Annotated in this window: 24 protein-coding genes; 1 reads left to right on the top strand and 23 read right to left on the bottom strand. The window is 24.3% G+C overall.

Annotated elements, in window-relative coordinates; all coding sequences use genetic code 4:
* Positions 1-12: 12 nt before the first annotated feature.
* The 19 genes from T397_RS0101495 to T397_RS0101405 form a co-directional block, all read right to left on the bottom strand.
* On the bottom strand, positions 13-330 hold the full coding sequence (locus tag T397_RS0101495) for a hypothetical protein (protein WP_027123925.1): 318 nt from the start codon (positions 328-330) through the stop codon (positions 13-15).
* Between the two features lie 48 nt (positions 331-378).
* Positions 379-663 carry a DUF3217 domain-containing protein gene (locus T397_RS0101490; RefSeq protein WP_027123924.1) on the bottom strand — a complete coding sequence of 95 codons (285 nt, stop codon included), beginning with the start codon at positions 661-663 and terminating at the stop codon, positions 379-381.
* A gap of 25 nt (positions 664-688) precedes the next feature.
* Positions 689-1,351 carry an MPN555 family protein chaperone gene (locus T397_RS0101485; protein ID WP_052663061.1) on the bottom strand — a complete coding sequence of 221 codons (663 nt, stop codon included), beginning with the start codon at positions 1,349-1,351 and terminating at the stop codon, positions 689-691.
* A 140-nt stretch (positions 1,352-1,491) separates the two neighbouring features.
* The gene (locus T397_RS0101480; protein WP_027123922.1) at positions 1,492-2,169 is read right to left on the bottom strand and encodes a hypothetical protein; all 678 of its coding nucleotides are present in this window, start codon (positions 2,167-2,169) and stop codon (positions 1,492-1,494) included.
* On the bottom strand, positions 2,151-2,498 hold the full coding sequence (locus T397_RS03855; protein ID WP_052663060.1) for a helix-turn-helix domain-containing protein: 348 nt from the start codon (positions 2,496-2,498) through the stop codon (positions 2,151-2,153). The genes T397_RS0101480 and T397_RS03855 overlap by 19 nt, the downstream gene beginning before the upstream one ends.
* Positions 2,488-3,528, bottom strand: a complete 1,041-nt coding sequence (gene ftsY, locus T397_RS0101470) for a signal recognition particle-docking protein FtsY (RefSeq protein ID WP_027123921.1) — start codon at positions 3,526-3,528, stop codon at positions 2,488-2,490. The genes T397_RS03855 and ftsY overlap by 11 nt, the downstream gene beginning before the upstream one ends.
* Before the next feature lie 6 nt (positions 3,529-3,534).
* On the bottom strand, positions 3,535-6,498 hold the full coding sequence (locus T397_RS0101465; RefSeq protein WP_027123920.1) for an AAA family ATPase: 2,964 nt from the start codon (positions 6,496-6,498) through the stop codon (positions 3,535-3,537).
* Positions 6,499-6,543: 45 nt separating this feature from the next.
* Complete coding sequence (rnc, locus tag T397_RS0101460; RefSeq protein WP_052663059.1) at positions 6,544-7,536, bottom strand: ribonuclease III; 993 nt, start codon at positions 7,534-7,536, stop codon at positions 6,544-6,546.
* Positions 7,536-8,519: a phosphate acyltransferase PlsX gene (plsX, locus tag T397_RS0101455; protein ID WP_027123918.1), complete on the bottom strand. Its 984-nt coding sequence runs from the start codon at positions 8,517-8,519 to the stop codon at positions 7,536-7,538. Before plsX ends, rnc begins: the two co-directional genes overlap by 1 nt.
* Before the next feature lie 219 nt (positions 8,520-8,738).
* A complete protein-coding gene (locus T397_RS0101450) occupies positions 8,739-10,478 on the bottom strand; it encodes a DAK2 domain-containing protein (RefSeq protein WP_027123917.1) in 1,740 nt (579 codons plus the stop codon).
* 40 nt (positions 10,479-10,518) lie between these two features.
* Positions 10,519-10,788: a hypothetical protein gene (locus T397_RS0101445; protein ID WP_027123916.1), complete on the bottom strand. Its 270-nt coding sequence runs from the start codon at positions 10,786-10,788 to the stop codon at positions 10,519-10,521.
* 197 nt (positions 10,789-10,985) lie between these two features.
* Positions 10,986-12,569: a methionine--tRNA ligase gene (metG, locus tag T397_RS0101440; protein WP_036448603.1), complete on the bottom strand. Its 1,584-nt coding sequence runs from the start codon at positions 12,567-12,569 to the stop codon at positions 10,986-10,988.
* Positions 12,570-12,606: 37 nt separating this feature from the next.
* Positions 12,607-12,945 carry a hypothetical protein gene (locus T397_RS0101435; RefSeq protein ID WP_027123914.1) on the bottom strand — a complete coding sequence of 113 codons (339 nt, stop codon included), beginning with the start codon at positions 12,943-12,945 and terminating at the stop codon, positions 12,607-12,609.
* A gap of 65 nt (positions 12,946-13,010) precedes the next feature.
* The gene (locus tag T397_RS0101430) at positions 13,011-14,180 is read right to left on the bottom strand and encodes a DnaJ domain-containing protein (protein WP_027123913.1); all 1,170 of its coding nucleotides are present in this window, start codon (positions 14,178-14,180) and stop codon (positions 13,011-13,013) included.
* Between the two features lie 189 nt (positions 14,181-14,369).
* Positions 14,370-14,588: a hypothetical protein gene (locus tag T397_RS03850; protein ID WP_036448601.1), complete on the bottom strand. Its 219-nt coding sequence runs from the start codon at positions 14,586-14,588 to the stop codon at positions 14,370-14,372.
* 8 nt (positions 14,589-14,596) lie between these two features.
* Positions 14,597-14,770, bottom strand: coding sequence for a 50S ribosomal protein L32 (rpmF, locus tag T397_RS0101420; RefSeq protein ID WP_027123912.1), 174 nt, complete (start codon positions 14,768-14,770; stop codon positions 14,597-14,599).
* A 21-nt stretch (positions 14,771-14,791) separates the two neighbouring features.
* Entirely contained in the window at positions 14,792-15,154 is a 363-nt protein-coding gene (gene rplL / locus T397_RS0101415; RefSeq protein ID WP_027123911.1) for a 50S ribosomal protein L7/L12, read from the bottom strand.
* 60 nt (positions 15,155-15,214) lie between these two features.
* The gene (rplJ, locus tag T397_RS0101410) at positions 15,215-15,700 is read right to left on the bottom strand and encodes a 50S ribosomal protein L10 (protein ID WP_027123910.1); all 486 of its coding nucleotides are present in this window, start codon (positions 15,698-15,700) and stop codon (positions 15,215-15,217) included.
* Positions 15,701-15,895: 195 nt separating this feature from the next.
* Positions 15,896-16,339 carry a DUF1951 domain-containing protein gene (locus T397_RS0101405; RefSeq protein WP_027123909.1) on the bottom strand — a complete coding sequence of 148 codons (444 nt, stop codon included), beginning with the start codon at positions 16,337-16,339 and terminating at the stop codon, positions 15,896-15,898.
* Positions 16,340-16,656: 317 nt separating this feature from the next.
* On the opposite strand from T397_RS0101405, the gene T397_RS0101400 reads away from it, so the two are divergent.
* Positions 16,657-16,968, top strand: a complete 312-nt coding sequence (locus tag T397_RS0101400; RefSeq protein WP_027123908.1) for an HU family DNA-binding protein — start codon at positions 16,657-16,659, stop codon at positions 16,966-16,968.
* A gap of 79 nt (positions 16,969-17,047) precedes the next feature.
* On the opposite strand, the gene T397_RS0101395 is transcribed toward T397_RS0101400, so the two are convergent.
* The 4 genes from T397_RS0101395 to gatA all read right to left on the bottom strand — a co-directional run bounded on the left by T397_RS0101395 (position 17,048) and on the right by gatA (position 21,012).
* A complete protein-coding gene (locus T397_RS0101395; RefSeq protein ID WP_052663058.1) occupies positions 17,048-17,542 on the bottom strand; it encodes a Holliday junction resolvase RecU in 495 nt (164 codons plus the stop codon).
* A gap of 120 nt (positions 17,543-17,662) precedes the next feature.
* A complete protein-coding gene (locus T397_RS03845; RefSeq protein ID WP_052663057.1) occupies positions 17,663-18,139 on the bottom strand; it encodes an NUDIX domain-containing protein in 477 nt (158 codons plus the stop codon).
* Positions 18,132-19,577: an Asp-tRNA(Asn)/Glu-tRNA(Gln) amidotransferase subunit GatB gene (gatB, locus tag T397_RS0101385; RefSeq protein WP_027123906.1), complete on the bottom strand. Its 1,446-nt coding sequence runs from the start codon at positions 19,575-19,577 to the stop codon at positions 18,132-18,134. The genes T397_RS03845 and gatB overlap by 8 nt, the downstream gene beginning before the upstream one ends.
* A complete protein-coding gene (gene gatA, locus T397_RS0101380) occupies positions 19,570-21,012 on the bottom strand; it encodes an Asp-tRNA(Asn)/Glu-tRNA(Gln) amidotransferase subunit GatA (protein WP_027123905.1) in 1,443 nt (480 codons plus the stop codon). Before gatA ends, gatB begins: the two co-directional genes overlap by 8 nt.
* Positions 21,013-21,027: the final 15 nt, after the last annotated feature.

Here is a 21,027-nt window from a genome sequence, read left to right as displayed (position 1 = left end):
TTATATACTCAATTACTCAAATTGAACTTTATCACTATCTGGATGGTTATCTTCTAGTGAAATCATATTTTTTACATGGACTAACATTTTATGACCATATCTTGATTTAAAAATAGTTAATTTACCTTCAACAATATATCATAAACCAGCAACTAAAAGTTTTTGAATATGAACATCTTTAGCACTAATATATAACTCGTAAAAATGTTCATTTTTTACATTACCTATCATTCCTGCTTGAACTAATCTAACAAAAAATGAACCACTATCTGTTCGATTAACTTTATCTAACATTCCTGAAATTTTTACATAATTAATGTATTCTTCCATAATTAATAATCTCACTTAATTTAAAAATATTTAAAACATTAAATTAATTTATTCATTCACAATAATTTCTGAAATTTCTATTGCTACTTTTCATTGTTTTGTTTTGTGATCTTGGTATGTTCTTAAAACACCTTCAACTGTAATAGTTTCATATTCTTCAACATATTTTGCTAATGTGTCACTTAGTGGTTTATTAGCATAAAGAGTAAAATAATCTACAAAATTTGTTTTTCCAAATTTTCTTGTTTGTTTTATAGAAACATAAAAACCTTTTTTATTACTAGATCAACGATAATTTTCAATAACACCTTCAATAATTACTTTATTGAGCATTTAAATAACCAAATTTAATACTATTTTAGTTTTTTTTCTTATTTGTTGGTGCATCAAAATTTACTGGATTTTGCACAGGGGGTTGTAGATCAAATCTAATTGGAAAAGCAGCAATTGTTTTTAATATTAGTTTTTCTTCTAAAATAGCTCTTCTTATACCTTCAAATTTTTCTTTATCATCTAAAACTTCACGAATTGAATCATTAGTTTTTTGATAATAAACATCCAACATATCTTTAATTTCTTGATCAGTAACTTGAACTTTTCAAAAAGTTGTTAAATAATCAAAAACTACAGTTTTTTTAATTATTTTTTCAGATATTTCATTTAAAACTGCATCTTCTGGTTCTTTGCCTGAAGTTTGAGTTAGAGACATTTTGATATTTTCTTTAATGAATTTTTTATATTCTTGATCAATATCAAAAGAAAAATGTTTAACAATTTCCTCCATTGCTGCTGAAAATAAATTATCTTTAATGACCATTTGAACAGTTTCAAAATCTAAAACTTGTTCTGAAATATTTTTGATACTTTTTCTTAATCTATCTTTGTGCTGAGCAATTAGATTCCCATCTGTAAAAATTCTTGTAATTTTAATTTCTTTTGAAAAATCAATTTCTTTTGTTACTTTTCCAGAAGATTTATTAACAATATCTTTTACTGATTCATTACTTTTATTATTTTCCATAAAAATTTATTTATGATCTCCAAATGTATATAACTATTCAAATTACAAAAAATTAAAAAATCTTTAAATATAAAAAATTAATAATTTTTAAAATCTATAACATTATAAACTTTACATTTATAATTACAAAAAATATTTATTTAAATTAAATTTTCATCATCATCAAATTTATAAATTCAAGATTCTATATTTGGTAATTCGGATATTTGTTTAACCAATTTATTTTTTGCAAATTGTTTTGGTAAATCTTCTAATGAAGATAAAAATTTAAATTCTGATGAGTTGAATAATTCAAATAATTCTAAACGATTTGTTAATATAGCTGTTTCAGATGGAGCGCAAATTTTATTGCTAACAAAATTATAAATTTTATTTGTGATATCTTTTTCAGTCATATCTTGATTTATTTGCAAGCATTCAAAAGTATTGGAATTTGAAAAAACATAATTTTTAAAGGGAGAATTTTGGACTTCAAATAAAGAAATAAAAGCAAATTTTATTTCATGAGATTTTAAATTTTCAAAAGCATTTATTCAGTCTTGTGAAAGTTCTAATTGTTTACTTGATAAAATTTCACTTCCAAATTTATAAAAAGAATTTGATAATTCTTTTTTATTTATTTTTCATTCTTTTGATAATTCTTTACAAAAATAAAAAACTATATTTTCATCAGATAATGAAAATTTATTTATCTTTTCTTTTAAATCATCATTAAATTCTTTATTAAATAATTTTGATATTTTGCTTGCAATTTCATAAATAAAATCAATTTGTTTGCAAACAAATTCTTCTATATTTATTAATGCAAGTTTCAACATAAGTTATTTTCAAATTCTATTAATTGTTTTTGAAGTTTTGGATTTTTAATTGATTTATATAATGTTAATCTTTTTTTGTGATTTTCTCACAATTTTAATTTTTTTTCATAATTTTTTAATAAGCTTTTGGTTTGTGAAATACTTTCACCTATTGCAGCACGAGAAACATTAAATTTTTTTGCGATTTCAGCATAAGTAAGATTATTTTCATAATACAACTTAAAATATTTTATTTGTTTTGATTTCAAAAGAGGTTGATAAATTGATAACAACAATAATTGATCAATAACATTTTGTACAAGTGGATTTGTATAATTTTTATTCGACATTTTCTAAACCTAAATTAGAAGTTATTCCTAAAATATATTTTTCCAAATCAAAATTTGCCAAATCATCAAGTTGTTCGCCTAGTCCAATTAATTTAACAGGAATATTAAATAAATCTTTAATTGCTAAGATGACGCCCCCTTTAGAAGAACCATCAACTTTAGTCAAAATAATTCCGCTAATTGAAATTAATTCATGAAATGCTTTTGATTGATTTAAACCAGATTGGCCTGTTGTTGCATCTAATACTAATAAAGTTTCATGTGGAGCATTAGGAACGAATTTGGTTATAACATTAGATATTTTTTTTAATTCATTCATTAAATTAATTTTGTTTTGTAATCTTCCAGAAGTATCACAAATAACTAAATCGTATTTTTCTTCAACGCCTTTCTTTACACCTTGATAAATAACAGTTGCTGAATCTTGCTTTTCATTTTCTGGAACAACAATATCACAACCTATACGATCTGCTCAAACTTTTAATTGTTCAATGGCACCAGCTCTAAAAGTGTCTCCTGCTACTAATAAAATTTTATAGTTTAGTTTTTTATATCGAGCTGCTATTTTACCTATCGATGTAGTTTTACCAACCCCATTAACACCCACCATTAAAAAAATATTGGAACGACCTTCCTTAAAATTTAATGAAGTATCTAATTTTGAATCTTGAATGTAATATACAAATAATTTATCAATAATTATTTCTTTAATTAAATTGGGGTCAGTTATTTTTTGAAATTGAATTTCTTCTTTTATTGCATCTATAATTTTTTGACTTGAACTTGATCCTATATCCATCGATATAAAAATTTCGAATAAATTATCAAAATATTCATCATTTAATTTCACATATTTTTTTGACAAAGAATTAATTGCGGTTGCAAAACTAAAAGCTGAATTTTTTAATCCACTATCATATTTACTTTGGTCTGTATTAAAAATTCGATTTGCTTCATTTTTTTCTTTTATTTGTTCAACAACATTATTTTTTTTTCTATATTTAGAAAATAATTTATCAAAGAATTTCATAAAATATTAAACCTGTTGTGATTCTGATGCATTTTCTGAAACATAATTTTCGGCTTGTTCAAGAGTTACAGATAGCATTTTTGTAACACCTTTAGTTTGCATTGTAGCACCTAACAATCGATCACACTTAGTCATTGTTCCTTGTCTATGTGTAATAACTAAAAATTGTGTTTTGTCACAAGATTGTCTAATAATGTTTGCAAATCTTTCAACATTAGCAGGGTCTAATGCACTTTCAGCTTCATCTAATATTACTAATGGGAAGGCGCTAATTTTCAATATACTAAACAAAACAGATAACGCAACTAAAGTTTTTTCACCACCTGATAATAACATTAAATTCCCTACATTTTTTCCGGGTGGATTAGCATATACTTCAATACCTGTTGTCAAAACATCTTCTTCAGGATCAGTATAACGAATTTGACAAGATCCTCCACCAAACAAATAATAAAAAGTTTTTGGTAATTCTTCATTTAATTGATCAATTAAATTTTTAAAATCAATTCTTGCTTTATTATCAAGTTCATCAATAGCCATTTGAATTTGTTCTTTAGCTGTTAACAATTCTTGTTGTTGTTTTGAAAGCTCATCAAATCTTTTTTGTTTATCATCAAGTTCAGAAATAGCATCAATATTAACTGGTCCTAAATTATCTAATTGAGATTGCAGTTTTGCAATTCTAATTCTTGCTTGATTTTCAGGTACTGGTAATTCTTTTTGATAATTTTCTATTGCATATTCAATAGCTATTTTGTAATATTCATTAATTTTATTTTTAATGTTATCCATTACGTTTTCATTACGGATAGATGTTTCGTTAAAATTAACCAATTTACTTTTATCTTCATCTAAAACTTTTCGAACTTCATGCAATTTTTCAGATAAAGAATCTATTTGAGTTCGATACATGTTTTTAGTTTCTTGATTTAGTCTTAAATCTTCATTTAAACTTTCTTTTTTTATCATTAATTCATTTAAAGTTAAATAAATTTTATTTTCATTTCAAGAAACATTTTTACCATCATATGTCTTGTTAGTTAATTGTTCATACTCTATTTTGTATTCGCTTATTTGTTTTTGAAGAGAATTAATTAAATCATTATATCTTTGAAACGAAACTTTTCGTTCATTAATTTGATTTTCTAAATCAGATATTTCTAAAACCATCTTATCAATTTTAAAACCTAAATTTTTAAGATTTGTATTAGCATTATTTTTTTCTTCTTCTAATTTTTTGATTTTTCCTTCAACATTAAAAAAAGTAGGACGATTGTTACGAAAACCACCCGTTACAGCGCCGCCTGCAGCAACAATATTACCATCAAGTGTAATTACTCGATAAAGTTGATATGTAAAACGCGAAATTTTAAAAGCAGCATCTAAATCTTGAGCAACTAAAATTTGACCCATTAAGTATTGAATAACTGTTTTAAATTCATCTTTGGTATTCACTAATGCATCGGCTGTTCCTAAAAAACCCTCTAATTGATTCAAAATTTCATAATGATCTTCTTTAACTGTTCGTGGTTTTATATTTTCAATTGGCAAGAAAGTAGCTAAACCGGACTTATTGTTTTTTAAAAATTCTACTGCTTTTTTAGCATCATTATTTGTATTAACAATAATGTTATTAGCAGCACGACCTAAAGCAACTGAGATAGCTTTTTCATATTCCTTATCAACATCAATAAAATCTTGAACTATTCCTATTATTCCCGATAATGCTGCTTTATTATTTAAAACTGTTTTAACACCAATTTCACGTTCTAAATCCATTTCTTTTTGATATGCTAAAAAATCTAATTCGGCTGTGATTTTGTAATATGATTCAGATAATGATAAATGTGTTTCACGATCTTTTGCAATTGTTTCGTTTTTCTTATTAAATTCATTTAAAAGATTATTTAAATCATCATCAATTTTTTTAATAGTTTTAGAATATTGATTCAATTCAGCTTCTGATGTTTTTATTAATTGTTTCAAAGCTTTTGATTTTGTATCACTATTTTTAGATGCTAAATCGTTTTTTAAATGAACATCAATAATAATTTTTCGTTGTTCTAATTGACTAATTTCAGAATACAAATTTTGTAATTCTTCTTGAATTATTGCAATGTTTTTATCTGCAGTTTCAAATCGTTCTTTAGCTATTTCTAATTTTTCTTCTGAATCTTTTAATTCTGGTTCTAGTTTTTCAAAATTTAAAGTGATTTCTTGTATTGTTTTATTAGCTTTATCAAATTCATTTTTATTTCTTAAATAATCACGAACTGAAATAATTAAATCTAATTCTTTAAGTTCTTCATGAGCTTCTTTATATGACTTTGCTTTATCTGCTTGTACTGTTAATTTTTTTAAATCTCGTGATAATTCATTAACAATAACTGTGACTTGTTTTAAATTATCTGCAGTTCTATCTAATTGACGAAAAGCATCTTCTTTCTTTTTGGAGTATCTTCCTATACCTGCTGCTTCTTCAAAGATTTTTCTACGATCTTCTGGTTTCGCTTCAACAAACCAAGAAACAGTTCCTTGAGAAATAATTCCTAAAGAACCACGAGCTAATCCTGTATCTAAAAATATATCTGTAATATTTTTTAAAGTTGCAGGTTCATTATTAATAAAATATTCACTAATTCCACTTCCACGATGAACTTTTCTTGTTATTGTTAATTCTTTTCTCTTATCGTGAAGTTTTTTTGCAGAATTATCAAAAACTAAAGTAACTTCAGCGAACTTGCTAGCAGGACGATCTTTTGAACCGAAAAAGATAACATCATCACCACTTTTACCACGTAATTGTTTCATGGATCTTTCACCAAGAACTCATTTTAGGGCATCAACAACATTTGATTTACCTGCACCATTTGGTCCTACAATTCCGATTAATGGTTTATCAAAAACTAATTCAATATCTTCAGCATAAGATTTAAAACCGTTTGCTTTAAATTTTTTTAAAAAAATCATAGTTTAATTTGCTCTTGTATCTAAATATCTATAATATTATAAATATTATTCCTTTATAACTTTGTTTGTAGAATTTTTACTAATTTTTTCACATGCTTTTTTAGCAGCAGCAACTTCTGCATCATGTAATCTTATTCCTCGTCCGCGACCATAAATCATTCCATTATAAATTAGTTCAACTTCAAAAAAATTAGATGAATTGTTTTTGTTTTCAATTTTTTTATAAACAATATTTTTCCTTTTTCCATGTTCTTGAACTGCTTCTTGAAATTTAGTTTTGTAATCAATCGTGTTTTGCAAATCATCATTTAAATAATATTTAAACAAGGTTTTAAATAAAAATGAATTAACTTTTCTTTCATCATGATCTAAATATAAAGCACCAACAAATGATTCAAAAATATCTTCTAAAATTTTTTCACTTAACGGGCGCTTCAATAAACCATGTCCAACTCTAACATATTTACCTAAATTCAAATCATATGAAGCTCTAATTAAAGTTTTAGCTTGAATAATTGAAATTCTATCTTTAGTCATTTTGCCTTCATCGTCATCTGACATTGTATATAAAAAAATTGCAACTAATTTGTTTAAAATAGCATCACCTAAAAACTCTAATCGTTGATAATTATTTTTTAAATTATTTTCATTGCTATAAGAACTATGCGTTAAGGCATCTATATATAATTGAATATTATTTGGTTTAATTTTTAAATTTCTTAATAAATCTTTAATATCGGGATCGGGTGTTGGATAAACTTCATCAATCTGTCAATTTAAAACTTCAATAGATTTATTAATATTTTCATCTTCAGAATCTGTTTTTCTATTAGATGTTATAGCTCATTCAGGTAAATTTGTTTTAAAACCCTCATGAATTTTTTTATTAAAAATATTTTTTAGATCTTGTTCTTTAATTCAAAAATTTTTTTTGATTTGTTTTTTTGTTATTTTTTTTTCTTCTGAAAAATTATTTTGATTATTTTTTTTATTTTTCTTTATCGGTCTTAAATATTTCTTTAATTCACTATTTATCATTACATTAGACCTTCCATCGCTTTTAATTTATTTATTAAATCTGACTCTAAAATTTCTTTTGTCATTCTTAATGAACTAAAAAATTGTTTTAAGTCTGCAGAACCATGAGTTTTCATTGCAACTTTATTCAAACCCAAAATTAATGCACCTGCATTATTTTTATAATTAAAAGTAGACGTAATTTTATAGATAACATTAAAACTAAATAAAGCACTAATTGGGTTTATTTTATAAGAATTTTTCAAAATCCCTCCCATTGCTTTAAATGCACCTTCTAAAGATTTTAAAACTAAATTCCCACTATATCCATCAGCGACTAATACATCACACACACCATTAATTAAATTTCTTGGTTCTAAGTAACCAATATAATTAAGATTTTTATTATTTAAGAATAATTTATTAGCTTCATGATGGTATTCAAATCCTTTAAATGATTCAGTACCAATATTTAATAATCCTATTCTAGGATTTTTAATATTTTTGCAAGAAACAATAAACTGATTAGCTAAAAGACCTAAATTGTAAAGTTCTTTTCCTGTAAATTCTTTATTGGCTCCAACATCTAGAAAATAAAAACCTTTTTTATCAATAGTTGGCAATCATGACATAAATCCGGGTTTAATTGTGCTAGATATTTTGTTTAACATTGAATAACATAAAGCAGTATACGCTCCACTTGATCCTGCTGATAAAACAGCATCAGCTTTATTTTCAACAACCGACTGAATTGCTTGATACATGGAACTATTAATTTTTCTGCGAGCAGTTATTGGAGTATCATCCATTTCAACAACTTCACTTGTATCAATGCAAATTAAATTTGAATTATTTTTTATATAAGGAAAAATAATGTTTTTTGGACCAAATAATAAAAAATTAATATTAGGATTAAGTTTGTTAAATTTTATTGCTGCTAAGATTGCTTCTTTTGGATTATTCTCAAAACCCATACAATCTAAAGCGATTGTAAATTTTTTCATAAATAATATTTCTAAACTTTATAAACAAATTTTTGCTTTTTTAAAAAAATATTTCTTAAATGATAATCTTAAAAAAACAAATGTTTATTAAAACTAAGTTTTTAGTAATTTTAGCATTATATTTATAGATTAAAGCAATAAAATATCTTATGTTAAATTGAAAATGAAATTTGGTTTTTTGAAAAAATAAAAAAATTTTTAAATAATAATCAAAATAAACTATTGTATTCCAATGAAATATGGATAAATTTTTTGTGCACCATTAATTGATTCACAATAAACACCATATTTTTCACTTATCATTTTTTCAACTTCTCTTACTTCTCTAATTGGAACATTTGCACCATAAATAATAATTATTAATTCAGGTTTTTTAATTTTCTTGATTAAATTTCCAATAGTTTTTTCGATCGATAATAATACATCAGTTTCAGAAGCAACAATTTTGCCATCAATAATTCCAATATAATCATCTTTGTGAACTGTAATGTGCGGATACTTAATGTTTTTGACTGATAAAGAAAATGAAGCTGATGCTGTATTATTCATAACATAAGTCATTGTTTTTATATTATTTCGAATATTTTTATTTTCCGGAACAAAAGCAGATAATGCAGCCATTGATTCTACAAAATTACGTCCAACAATTAATTCACATTTTATGTAATTTTTTAAATGAGTAATTGCTTCTTTAACTGCAAGAGCAATATTTGAATCATCTATTACAATAATTACATTTTTAGACTTACATTTTTTTATTGAATTAACTATATGTCCAATTGATGGATTACCATAAACACTTGTATCAATAAATTCAGTTACATTATAATTTTCTTTTATCATTTCTCCCAAAGCATTAGATGGTGCAGTAGCTAAAATTTTAATATCTTCAACTAAATTATTACCTGTTTCTAAAATTTCAAGAGTGTTAATAGAATTTTCAATATTTGATTCATCATTATTGTTTGAATTACGATTCTGAACTTGTAAATTCATATTTTCAATTTTTATTTTTATGAATTCACCATATTTTTGACCCGCTGATAAAACACGATATGGTTCTAACGTATGAACATGTAACTTTACTATTTTTTCATCTAAATCACTAACTAAAACCATTGAATTTGTAAATTTAGATATTTCTTTTCGGAAATGACTTTCTGAATATGGAAATTTTTTTAAATTTTTATCAATTTTTAAACCTAGTGATAAAAGAAATTCTGTACAATAACCATGGCCATCTTCTTCGTGATGAATTGGAGAATTATTGTTAATTAATAACGTTTGTGGATTTGCTAAATTATCTATTGGTTTCTTAGCTTTAGAATCATTAGTCAAAGATTCTTTTCCTGTCAATGCAGACTCCATGCCTATTAAGAATTGCATTAATCCATATCCACCTGAATCGACAACTCCTGCATGTTTTAATTCAGGAAGTAGATTAGGTGTTTCATCTAATGTTTTGTTACCTATTTCAATTACATCAGAAAATACATTTTCAATTGTTTTGTATTTAGATTCATTTTTTAATAAGTTTTCACTAATTTTTCTAATAACAGTTAATATTGTACCTTCAACGGGATTAACAACAGATTTATATGCAACATCTTTAGCTTCTTTAAAACATTTTATTAATGTTGATATATCTAATTCATTTTGTTCAACAGGAAAGTTTTTTGTAAATCCTTTTATAATTTGACTAAAAATAACACCAGAATTTCCTCTAGCATTCATTAATGTAACGCGCGCATATGTTTTTCCTAATTCAAATAAATTATCAAAATTTTTATTTTGAATAGAAGCAAATGCGCCATTAATTGTTATTTTCATATTCGTTCCTGTATCACCATCAGGGACAGGAAAAATATTAAGTTGATTTATATATTCAAAATTGTCACTAACTTTTTGAGCTCCGAACTCAAACATTTTAAGCAACATTTTGATATTTATTGTTTCCATAACTTACAAAAAAATTCCTTAATATTTAAACTAAATTTTATTATTTTGATTCTTTTATTGATGAAATTAAAATATTTACAATAAACTTCTTTCCATCTGTTTCACGAAATAAACCATGATATAAATTTCTTTGTGCCATTAAAGCAACTTCATGGTAGCCAACAGCTGGCAAGCAAGTAATACTAATTGTGATTACATTATTAACAATTGAAATATCTTTAGAATCAATAGAATTACTAATTCCTGGAACTACTTTTAAAGTTTCAATTAGATATTCTTTTATAACTTTATTGCTAAATTCAGTTTTCACAATATAATTCCTCTTAAAATTCAAACTATGAAAAAGCGATTAAGTAAATTAAAAAAAAATCAAAATTCTCATAATTTTACTTATGATATTATAAATTAAAAGTGAAACATGTAAAATATCAACAATAATATTTTTTTAATAAATATATAAATTAATAAGTTAATTTTTCTAAAAATGTTAATTAAAAAATATAAAAACTAATTTGTGTTTGACTGATCTATTCTTGCAAATATAGGCACTGATTTATTAACTTTTAAATTAACAATTAAATCAGTTTTTTTAAGACTTGATAAAGTCGTTAATTCTTTTTTAAAATTCATTTGTTTATATACATCATATGATTTATTAATTAAAACAGGTTCTAATAAAACAAAAATAGATCTAATGGTAGCAGAAGCTAAAAATAAAAGATTAGCAATTGGTTGCATATCATGAATTTTATATAAATCTCATGGTTTTCTAACTTCAATTAATTTATTAATATTGAAAACTAATTTTAAACATTCATCAAACGCTAATTTATATTTATTAGACATTATACATTGATCTCATCAATCAGGTAAATCTTCAATTTGATTTAATATTTCACTTTCTATTTCTGTCATATCTGCCATTGGTTTAATAATGCTATTTTGATATTTTTCCAACATTCCAATAGTTCTTGAAACCAAATTACCTAAATTATTAGCTAATTCAGAATTATTAACTCCTATTAAAAATTTCTCGCCACATCGATTATCTTGATCTAATGACATTTCTTTCAATAAATAATATCGTAAAACATCATTTCCATATTTATCTATTCACTCATTGGGATCAATGACATTGTTCAATGATTTAGACATTTTATTACCATTTTCATCAACTATTCAACCATGAGATAAAAATAATGTTGGTATTTTTAAATCTAACATCTTTAAGAAAATAGGTCAATAAATACAATGAAATCTTGTTATTTCTTTAGAAAGCAAATGAATTTTTTCTGATTCATCATCCATTCAATATTTTTGAAATAATGAATCATCTTTTTGTAAATAATTCAAACCTGTTATATAACTAAAAAGTGCATCAAATCAAACATAAATAGTTTGTTTAGAATCATTTGGAACCTTAATTCCTCACGAAATTGATTCGCGAGTAATTGATAAATCTTTTAAGCCTGAATATAAAAAATTATTTAATAATTCACTAATTCTTGCTAATGGGAAAACATTAATTTCATATTTTATTAATGATTGTTTAATTCAAGAATCATATTTATTAAACTTAACAAAATAAGAATTTTCTTTAATTGGTACTAATGTATGTCCAATATTACAAAATAACTCTTCTGAATCTTCATACTTTTTTGCTTGAGTTAAAGTATAATTTTCTTCACAATCAGTACAATATAAACCTTCTCATTTATCAAAATAAATTAAATTTGATTTTTGTAATTTTAAAAAAATTTCTTTTACTGCTTTTTCATGATTAGGTTCTGTTGTTCTTACGAAACGATCATAACTAATTTGCATTTTATCAAAAAGATTTTTAAATATTTCACTATTTTTATCTACAAATTCAATTGGTTTTAAATTATTTTTTTCTGCTTTTTCAGCAATTTTTTTACCATGTTCATCTGTGCCTGTCAATAGAAAAGCATCACAACCTCTTTGAATTCTATATCGCTTTAAAAAATCAGCTAAAATTGTTGTAAAAGCATGACCTATATGAGGTTTCCCTGAAGGATAAAAAATAGGAGTTGTTATAAAACTTTTTGATTTTAATTTTTTTTGATTCATAATATTTTACAAGCTTGTTAATTTTCAATAAATTGTTTTAATTTATTTTCTTTGGGTCATTATGACTAGCTAATAACTCTTTTAATTGTTGAACAGCTTTTGACAAATCCTCTTTATTTTCTAAAGCATTATTTAATATTTTAATTCCTTTAGCTTTTAAAACATCATCAAATAAATCAACATAATTTAACAATTTTACTAACGAGTCAACAACTGGCGCTATTTTTTCAGACTTATATGATAAATCTTCAATCAGATAATCTAATTTTTTTGCTGAAATACTCATTCTTCTAAATGCAATAATCATATAAACAAAAAGAACAATACCTAAAACAATTAAAATAATAACAGGAATTGTTCATCACTCAAAGGTCATTTAAAATACCTCATACTTATACATATTTTAATTTTAATTGTAGATTATTTAATTTAGATAAAACATTAATTATTTTTAAATTCTTTTTCAGCAAGTTTAATATAAGAATTAACACTATCATTTTCATGAACAAATTCACTTAATTTTTTAAGATCATGTTTTGAATAATGAATAGGTTTTGCATAATTAATAATAACAATTAAATCACCTTGACGATTGTTTTTGAACAAACCTCGTTCTGGAGATTTAATACCACCATTTGTGATAATAATTCGATCATTATTAGCAGTACCAGGTTTAATTAAAATTTCTTTATTTCCATCTAAAGTTGGAACAACAATTTTACCACCAACTATTGCTAATATTGGATCAACTAAAGGTCTAACAATAATATCATTTTTATTTCTTTCAAAAACCATACTATTTTCAACCGTTACACGAACATATAAATCACCAACTTGTTTTTCGAAAATATTTCCTTCATTTTTGATAACTATTACATCTTGATCATATGTTCCTGGATCAATTTGAATTTTTCTTTTAACTATTTCTTCAACAACTTTATTTCCTTTGCAGGTATTACATTTCTTATTTATGATTTTACCTTCACCATGACAATTTGAACAAGTCTTTCTTGATTGGATAGTTCCAAAAGGAGTTTTTTGATTTTTAATAATTCACCCTTTGCCTTCACAATTTGAACAAGAAACAATATTATTTGGGCCAGGTTCAGCACCAAATCCGTTACATGTATTGCAAGTTTTATTTCGTGGATATTCAATATCTTTTATAATACCTTTAACTGCACTTATAAAACTAATTTTAATATCGATTAATTGATTTAATTCTACATATTCTTGACGACTTGTTCTATTTCCGCCTCCAAAAAATGATGAAAATACATCTCCAAATCCATCATCCATGTCCATGCCAAAATTAAAACCTTCGCCAAAAACACTATTAAAAATATCAAATGGATTGAAACCTTCTTGGTGAAAACCTTGAGCATTCAAACCATCATGACCATGCATATCATATAAACGACGTTTTTCATCATCGTTTAATACTTCATATGCTTCATTAATTTCTTTAAATTTATCTTCAGCATCTGGAGCCTTATTACGATCAGGATGATATTGCATCGCTAATTTTCTAAATGCTTTTTTGATTTCTTGTTGTGTAGCATTTCTATTTACACCAAGAACTTCATAATAATCCCGTTTTGATTTAGCCATAAATTATACTCATATGTAAAACATTATTTTAATATATTAGCACTCTATATGTGATAGTGATAATTTTATTATATTATTTATTTTTGTATTATTTTTTAAAAATAAATTTATTAATTATTTAATTAAACAAAAAAGTGCCATTTTTGAATAAATAGCACTTATATTAAAAGATTATAAGATAAGCAAATACTATGCATATAAAATGCATAAACAACACAAACTAATTCCAACAAAAATACCTATAATCATTAAAAAAATTGAACATATTGCATAAAATCAATTAAATTTATCACTTGTTTTAATATTTTGATATTTATTATTATCAATTTTTTCAACTAAAATTTCTTTAACATTTTCATCATTTGTAGTTTTAATGAAAATTGTGTTGTTTTCTTTTTTGTTATCCATATTTAATGTTAATGACCTTTAGTAACTCTTAAATCATTATACATTCCACATGAACAAACACGATGTGAACGTTTGATTTTACCACATTTCTTACATGCTCCAACTGTTGTTGGACTAAGAGCGTCATGTGAACGTCTTTTATCACGTCGATGTTTACTAGAACGACGTTGTTGAACAGCCATTAGTAATGAATTCCTTTATTATTATTTAACTTCAATTGTAGCACCAGCTGCTTCAAATTTCTTTTTAAGTTCAGCAGCTTCTTCTGGTTTAATGTTTTCTTTGATTGTACAAGGAGATTTTTCAACTGCAGCTTTTGCTTCCATTAAACCTAAACCAGAAATTTCACGATATAACTTAATAATATCAATTTTCTTGTCACCAGCATTTGTCATAATAACACTAACTTCAGAGCTTGCAGCTGCTGCAGGTGCAGCTGCTGCAGCTACAGGAGCGGCTGCTGAAACACCAAATTCATCTTCAATCGCTTTAATAACATCATTTATTTCAACTAATGTCATTTCTTTTAAACTTTCAATAAATTGTTCTTTAGTCATTTTAGCCATAAGTAATTTTCTACCTTTTTATATTATCCTTATTGTTTTCTTTCAAATATATTTAAATAATTATTTTTTATCGCCAACTGCTTTCATTGCATACATAAATTTGCGTAATGGAGCTTGTAATACAGATAAAAACATACTGTATAATTCATCTCTTGATGGCAACAAAGCAATTTGATTTAATTCATTAACTTCTAAAACTTTGCCTTCTAAAAATCCAACTCTAAAATTAACTTTGTCTTTTTCTTTCACAAATTTGTGAATTGCTTTTATAGGTTGAAAACCATCTTCTATCCCAAAAGCTATAGCAATTTGTCCTATTAATTTATCACTTGGTACTTCAATATTAGATTGTGATAAAGCACGTGTTACTATATTATTTTTTAAAACAAACATTTTATTTCCAGCTTGAGTTAAACTACGACGTAATTCAGTAGTTTCTAAAGCTGTCATTGTTGAATATTCAAAAATAACAAATGATTTAGCAGTTGACAAAATATTAGCAATTTCATTGATTTTATCAATTTTCGCTTGAATAACTGCTTTCATTTTTACTCCTTTATTTTGAATCATTTAGTTTTAAATACAATAACAAAAAACTACTTTGATTTTATTAAAAATAAAAAACCAAAGTAGTTTGATTGACGGGGATTATTAAAATTACCTCGGTAACAAATTAAAACTATTTAATTAAATAGTTAGTTACTTTCTTTGGTTATTGCAACAAAATTATAACACAAATAATTACAATGAATTATTTAATGAACCCGAAACATATTCAACAACTTGTTTAGCTATTGCATTTTGAATTTTTATTAATCGACTTTTTTCGTTATCAATAAAATCAATGTATTGTTTAAAAGTTAGATATGAAATACAAAATTCATCAATTACTTCTTGGTTAGATTTAAACAATAAAATAATATCTTCAGGTGTGTCGCACTTTGATATAGTATCTAAATTTTTATAAAAATGATCTTTTATAATTGAAGTATCATTTTCCAATACTTTTGGAACAACTAAACTCATAATAGTTTTTAATTTATCTAAATCAAAATTCATATTTGCTGCTCCATCAGTTTCGAAAACTTCTTTGATGAAGTTAAGTTTAGAATTTTGATCTATACAAATCTCATTAAATACTTTTAATGCTTTTGTTAAATTATTTGAATAATTAATATTAGACATTTTGATCCTATTTTTACTTTGATTCTCTGTATTCTACTTAATTTATTGTGTAACAATTCTATTAGATTTAAAGTGATTATTATTTTTTAAAATTTAGAACATTCAATACACTATGTTAATTACACTATAACAAAAAAGCATTGTATCAAATAATTTATAAATTGTTATAGTTTTTATTCAAAAAATAAATTTTAGTTGAAATAACATTGCATTCAATGATTATTAATATAAATTTATAATATAATTTGTAATAGATTTTTTACTATGTAAATTTTATTTTAAATAAAGTGAACTAATAAATTTTAAGGGAACAAAATATGTTGACAAAGTCTGAAATATTTAAAATTATCGCTGAAGTTACTGGAGTTTCTCATAAAGTCGTGGCAAATGTATTTACTACATACACAGATTTATTAAAAAGCGAATTAAAAAAAGAAGGATCTATAAAATTACCAGATATTGGTAAATTTAAAGTAACAATGTCTTCTGAAAGAATTGCAAAAAATCCTATGACTGGTGCACAAATTAAAATTCCACCAAAAGCTCGCTTAAAATTTTCTCCAATTAAAGATATAAAAGAAAGTGTTTTATTAAAAGCTAAATGAGAATATGAAGATAGTAAAAAATAATTTTATTTTTTATTAATAAATACAAAACCTATTCATAATTCGAATAGGTTTTTTTATTATTATTTATAAAAAAAATACTTTAAACTAAATTATCTAATTTAGATTGCAAATCTAATACACCTGGAAATATCAAATCTAATTCAATAGCATTTGCTATTAAATATTCAAAAGATATAGACGAACATTTATTATTTGTTTCAATAAAATTCAAAAACTTATCAAACAACAAAAGAAAAAATTTATCAAATTTTGAAAAATAAATTATAAAAAAAACTATTGCGCCAAATTTTGTAACATTTTTCATATGAATTATTTGATGATTCTTGATATTAGCTAATGGTAAATTGTTTGTACTAGTTTGCTTTGCTTCAAAATCTAAATATTTACCTTTAAAAATTCCATAGTAATCTGTTTGTGTTTTTGAATCTAATCATCCTTGAATTCTATTGCCATTAAATGAATAAATTTTTATAGGTAAAAATCTTTTAGAAAAATATGCTACATTCTTGTTTTTATAATATTCAATAGTTCGGTTAATTATTGTTTCTAAAAACATTCCTCGATTTGCTTTCATTATAAAAATAAAAATTTAAATGCTCCTTTTTTAATAATAAGTGAACAAAAATTTACAAAATTAGAAAAATTTTATTTTTATGTGTTTTAAGAATTTAATAAAAATTAAAAAATTATTTAATTATTTATTATTCAATTTTTGTTTGAACAATTTTATATTTTTTGTTAGTTTTGAATCATTTAAAAATTCAATAAAAATTTCTCGATCTCTAGGATAAGTCAAATATTTAAAAACTTCTTTATAATCAACTCAAATTAATTTTGAAATTTCAGATTCTTGTTTTTTAAGTTGACTAATGTCTTTTGGTTTAAATCAAAAATATGTAACTTTTTTTATAGTACCAGGAAAAGGCGAGTATTCATTTAATCAATTTAGTTTTGAATTTACCAAAGTTACATCTAAATTTGTTTCTTCTTTAATTTCTCTAATAGCTGTTTCTACTAAATTTTCATTTAATTCAGTATGTCCCTTTGGAAATCCTCAATATGGATTATGATTCTTTGTTAAAGCTAACAAAATATTAATTGAATTAGTTTTGTCATCAATTATAGTAATAATACCACCGGCTGCTATCTCTAAACTTAATTTATTATTCATATTTTTTTAACATTTCTTTAACGATTTTTGTTGAAATGCCGGGATTAGCTTGACCATTTGTAGCTTTCATTAGTAATCCTAATAGCATACTTTCAACACGATCTGCACGATTTTTATAATCTTTTTTAATTTTAACTTCATTATTTGCAAAAATTGGTTTTAATATTTCTTCAATTTTAATTGGATCAACAATTTGTTCCATTTTTAATTCAACAATCAAATCGCTAGGCTTCTTTTTGAATTTATAACTATGTTCTAAAATGATTTTAGCTTGTTTGCCATTAATTTTTTCTTGATTTAATAAATTTATCAATTCAATAATATTAATTAAATCTACTTCCTTTACATTTTTTTCAAAAGTATGATTTAAATCATTCATAATTCCTGCTAATTCAACTAATAATCATCTTGATGTTTCTTTGTAATTATTAGTTGATGAAGCAATAAAGTTAAATGCATTTAATGCATGCACATCATCTAATAAAATATTGATTTTTTGTTCTTCTATACCTACTGCTTTTAGTTTTTTTGCAATTTCACTTGGAAAAATAATTTTATTTTTTTCATAAATTTCATTGCTTCATTTTTCATCTAATGAAATTTGAATAATATTAGGTTCACGCATATATCTATAATCAACATTTGATGTTTTTTCGCGCATATAAACTGTTTTATTTTCTTGATCATCAAATCGCATTGTGCTTTGAATAATAGGTTTACCAATTAACAATGATTCAATTTGACGATTAGTTTCATATTTAATTGCTTTTTCAATATTATTTATAGAATTAACATTTTTAATTTCAACTCTTGTGCCTAAATTTTTAGAACCTACTGGGCGAATTGATAAATTAATATCAGCTCGCATTGATCCTGATTCCATTTTTGCATCAGATATATTATTATGAATTAAAATTTGGCGTAATGTTGACAAATACAATTTAACTTCCTCAGCATTAAAAAAAATTGGATCTGTGACAATTTCAATTAATGGTGATCCAGCTCGATTATAATCTAAAAATAAATGATCATCTACTGCATATTGTTTTGCTGTATCTTCTTCAATATGAAATCTTTGAATTTTAAAATGATAATCTTTATTATTACTATTAACTTCCAAATAACCATTTTGTGCAAAGGGGTGATATTGTTGTGTAATTTGAAAACCTTTAGGTAAATCTTGATAAAAATAATTTTTTCTATCAAACCTTAATAAATAATCTACATCTTGCATATGTAATGCTTTAGCTAAAATAAAAGCTTTTTTAATTGCTTCTTTATTGGGTTGAGGCAACGTCCCCGGTAAGCCTAAATCATTTATATGTAAATTTACATTAGGTTTATCATTATGATTATTTTTTGCTGGAGAAAACATTTTAGTTTTAGTATTTAAAGCAACATGTACTTCAATACCAATAATTGTTTCAAAATTAAACATTTATTACTCCTTTCGTATTGATAATGTTTTCAATAACTAAAGCAATTTTTAATAATAAGTCATCTTTAAATTGTGCGGCTGTAAGATTAACACCTAAAAATAAATTTTTATCATCTTTTGCAAATGGTATCGTAATTGAAGGAGCTCCAGCAAAGTTTGAAATTTGAAGAAAATCATCAATCAAATTAGATGTAGGTTTTTTGTTCTCTACTACATCCTTTATTAAAGGTGCTAAACATGATGAACCAATAGACATAACAACATCTACTTTTTTCAAGAAATCATCATTAAAATGATTTACTAATTTTGTTCTAACTAATTTAGATTTCAAGTAGTATTTATCAAAATTTTCTTTTTTTAAAGCAAATGAACCTATTGTAAAACGATATTTTAATTGATCTCCAAATAATAAAGTTCTTGATTTTTCTGCAATTTCTTCAAAATTATTACCTTCTAAATGTTTTCCAAAAGGAATACCTGTAAAACTTGAATAACAACTTACCGCTTCAGAATAAGAAATAATTTTATAAATAGGATTTATTGCATTAAGTAATTCTAGATTAATCCCCAGAGGAACTAATTTGATGTTATTTGTTAACAATAATGATTTCAATTTATTTCAAGCTGTTAAAATGTTTTCATCCATATATATTTCAATATTAGCAGGATAACCAATAGTAAAATCACTAATAGGCTCATTCAAACTAACAAATAAATTTTTATTAAATTTTTGACTACTAAAATCATTTGTGTCATAAGCAATAATAGCATCAGCTACTAAGGCAACATCAACAATTGTATTAGCAAACACACCAACATGATCTAATGAAGGAGCATATGGATATACTCCGTGTCTTGATATTAAACCATATGTCGGTTTGTATCCAACAACTCCACAAAAACTAGCAGGTCTACGAATTGAATCCCCTGTATCTGTTCCAATTGAAAATGGAACTACACCTGAGGCAACAGCAACTGCACTACCTGAAGAACTACCACCAGCAATGTGTTTTTTATTAAATGGATGCGAGACAATTCCATATGCTGAAAATGAACCAGTTCCACCTAATCCAAATTCATCTAAATTAGCTTTGCCAACAAGAATAGCATTATTTTTTTTAAGTAATTTATATACTGTAGCATCATAAGGTGGAATATAATTTTCTAAAAATTTAGATCCACCAGTTGTTATTATATCTTTGGTTGATATATTATCTTTTAATACATATGGAATACATGCTAAAAATGATTTAGAAAAATTTTCACTTTTATCTAAATGCTTTGATAACCTTGTGCTTTCAACAATATTAGTATTAATTAAAAAATTTGTTTTTTTAAATTTAGAAATTTTTCTTATGGTTTTTTTAATTAATTTAGTAGCAGAAATATTTTGACTTTTTAATTGTTGGTGTAAATCTATAATTTTTGAACGCATAACTTATAAATCCCT

This window comes from Mycoplasmoides pirum ATCC 25960, from assembly GCF_000685905.1.
GTDB lineage: Bacteria > Bacillota_I > Bacilli_A > Mycoplasmatales > Mycoplasmoidaceae > Mycoplasmoides > Mycoplasmoides pirum.
This window is presented reverse-complemented; position numbering and strand designations above follow the sequence as displayed.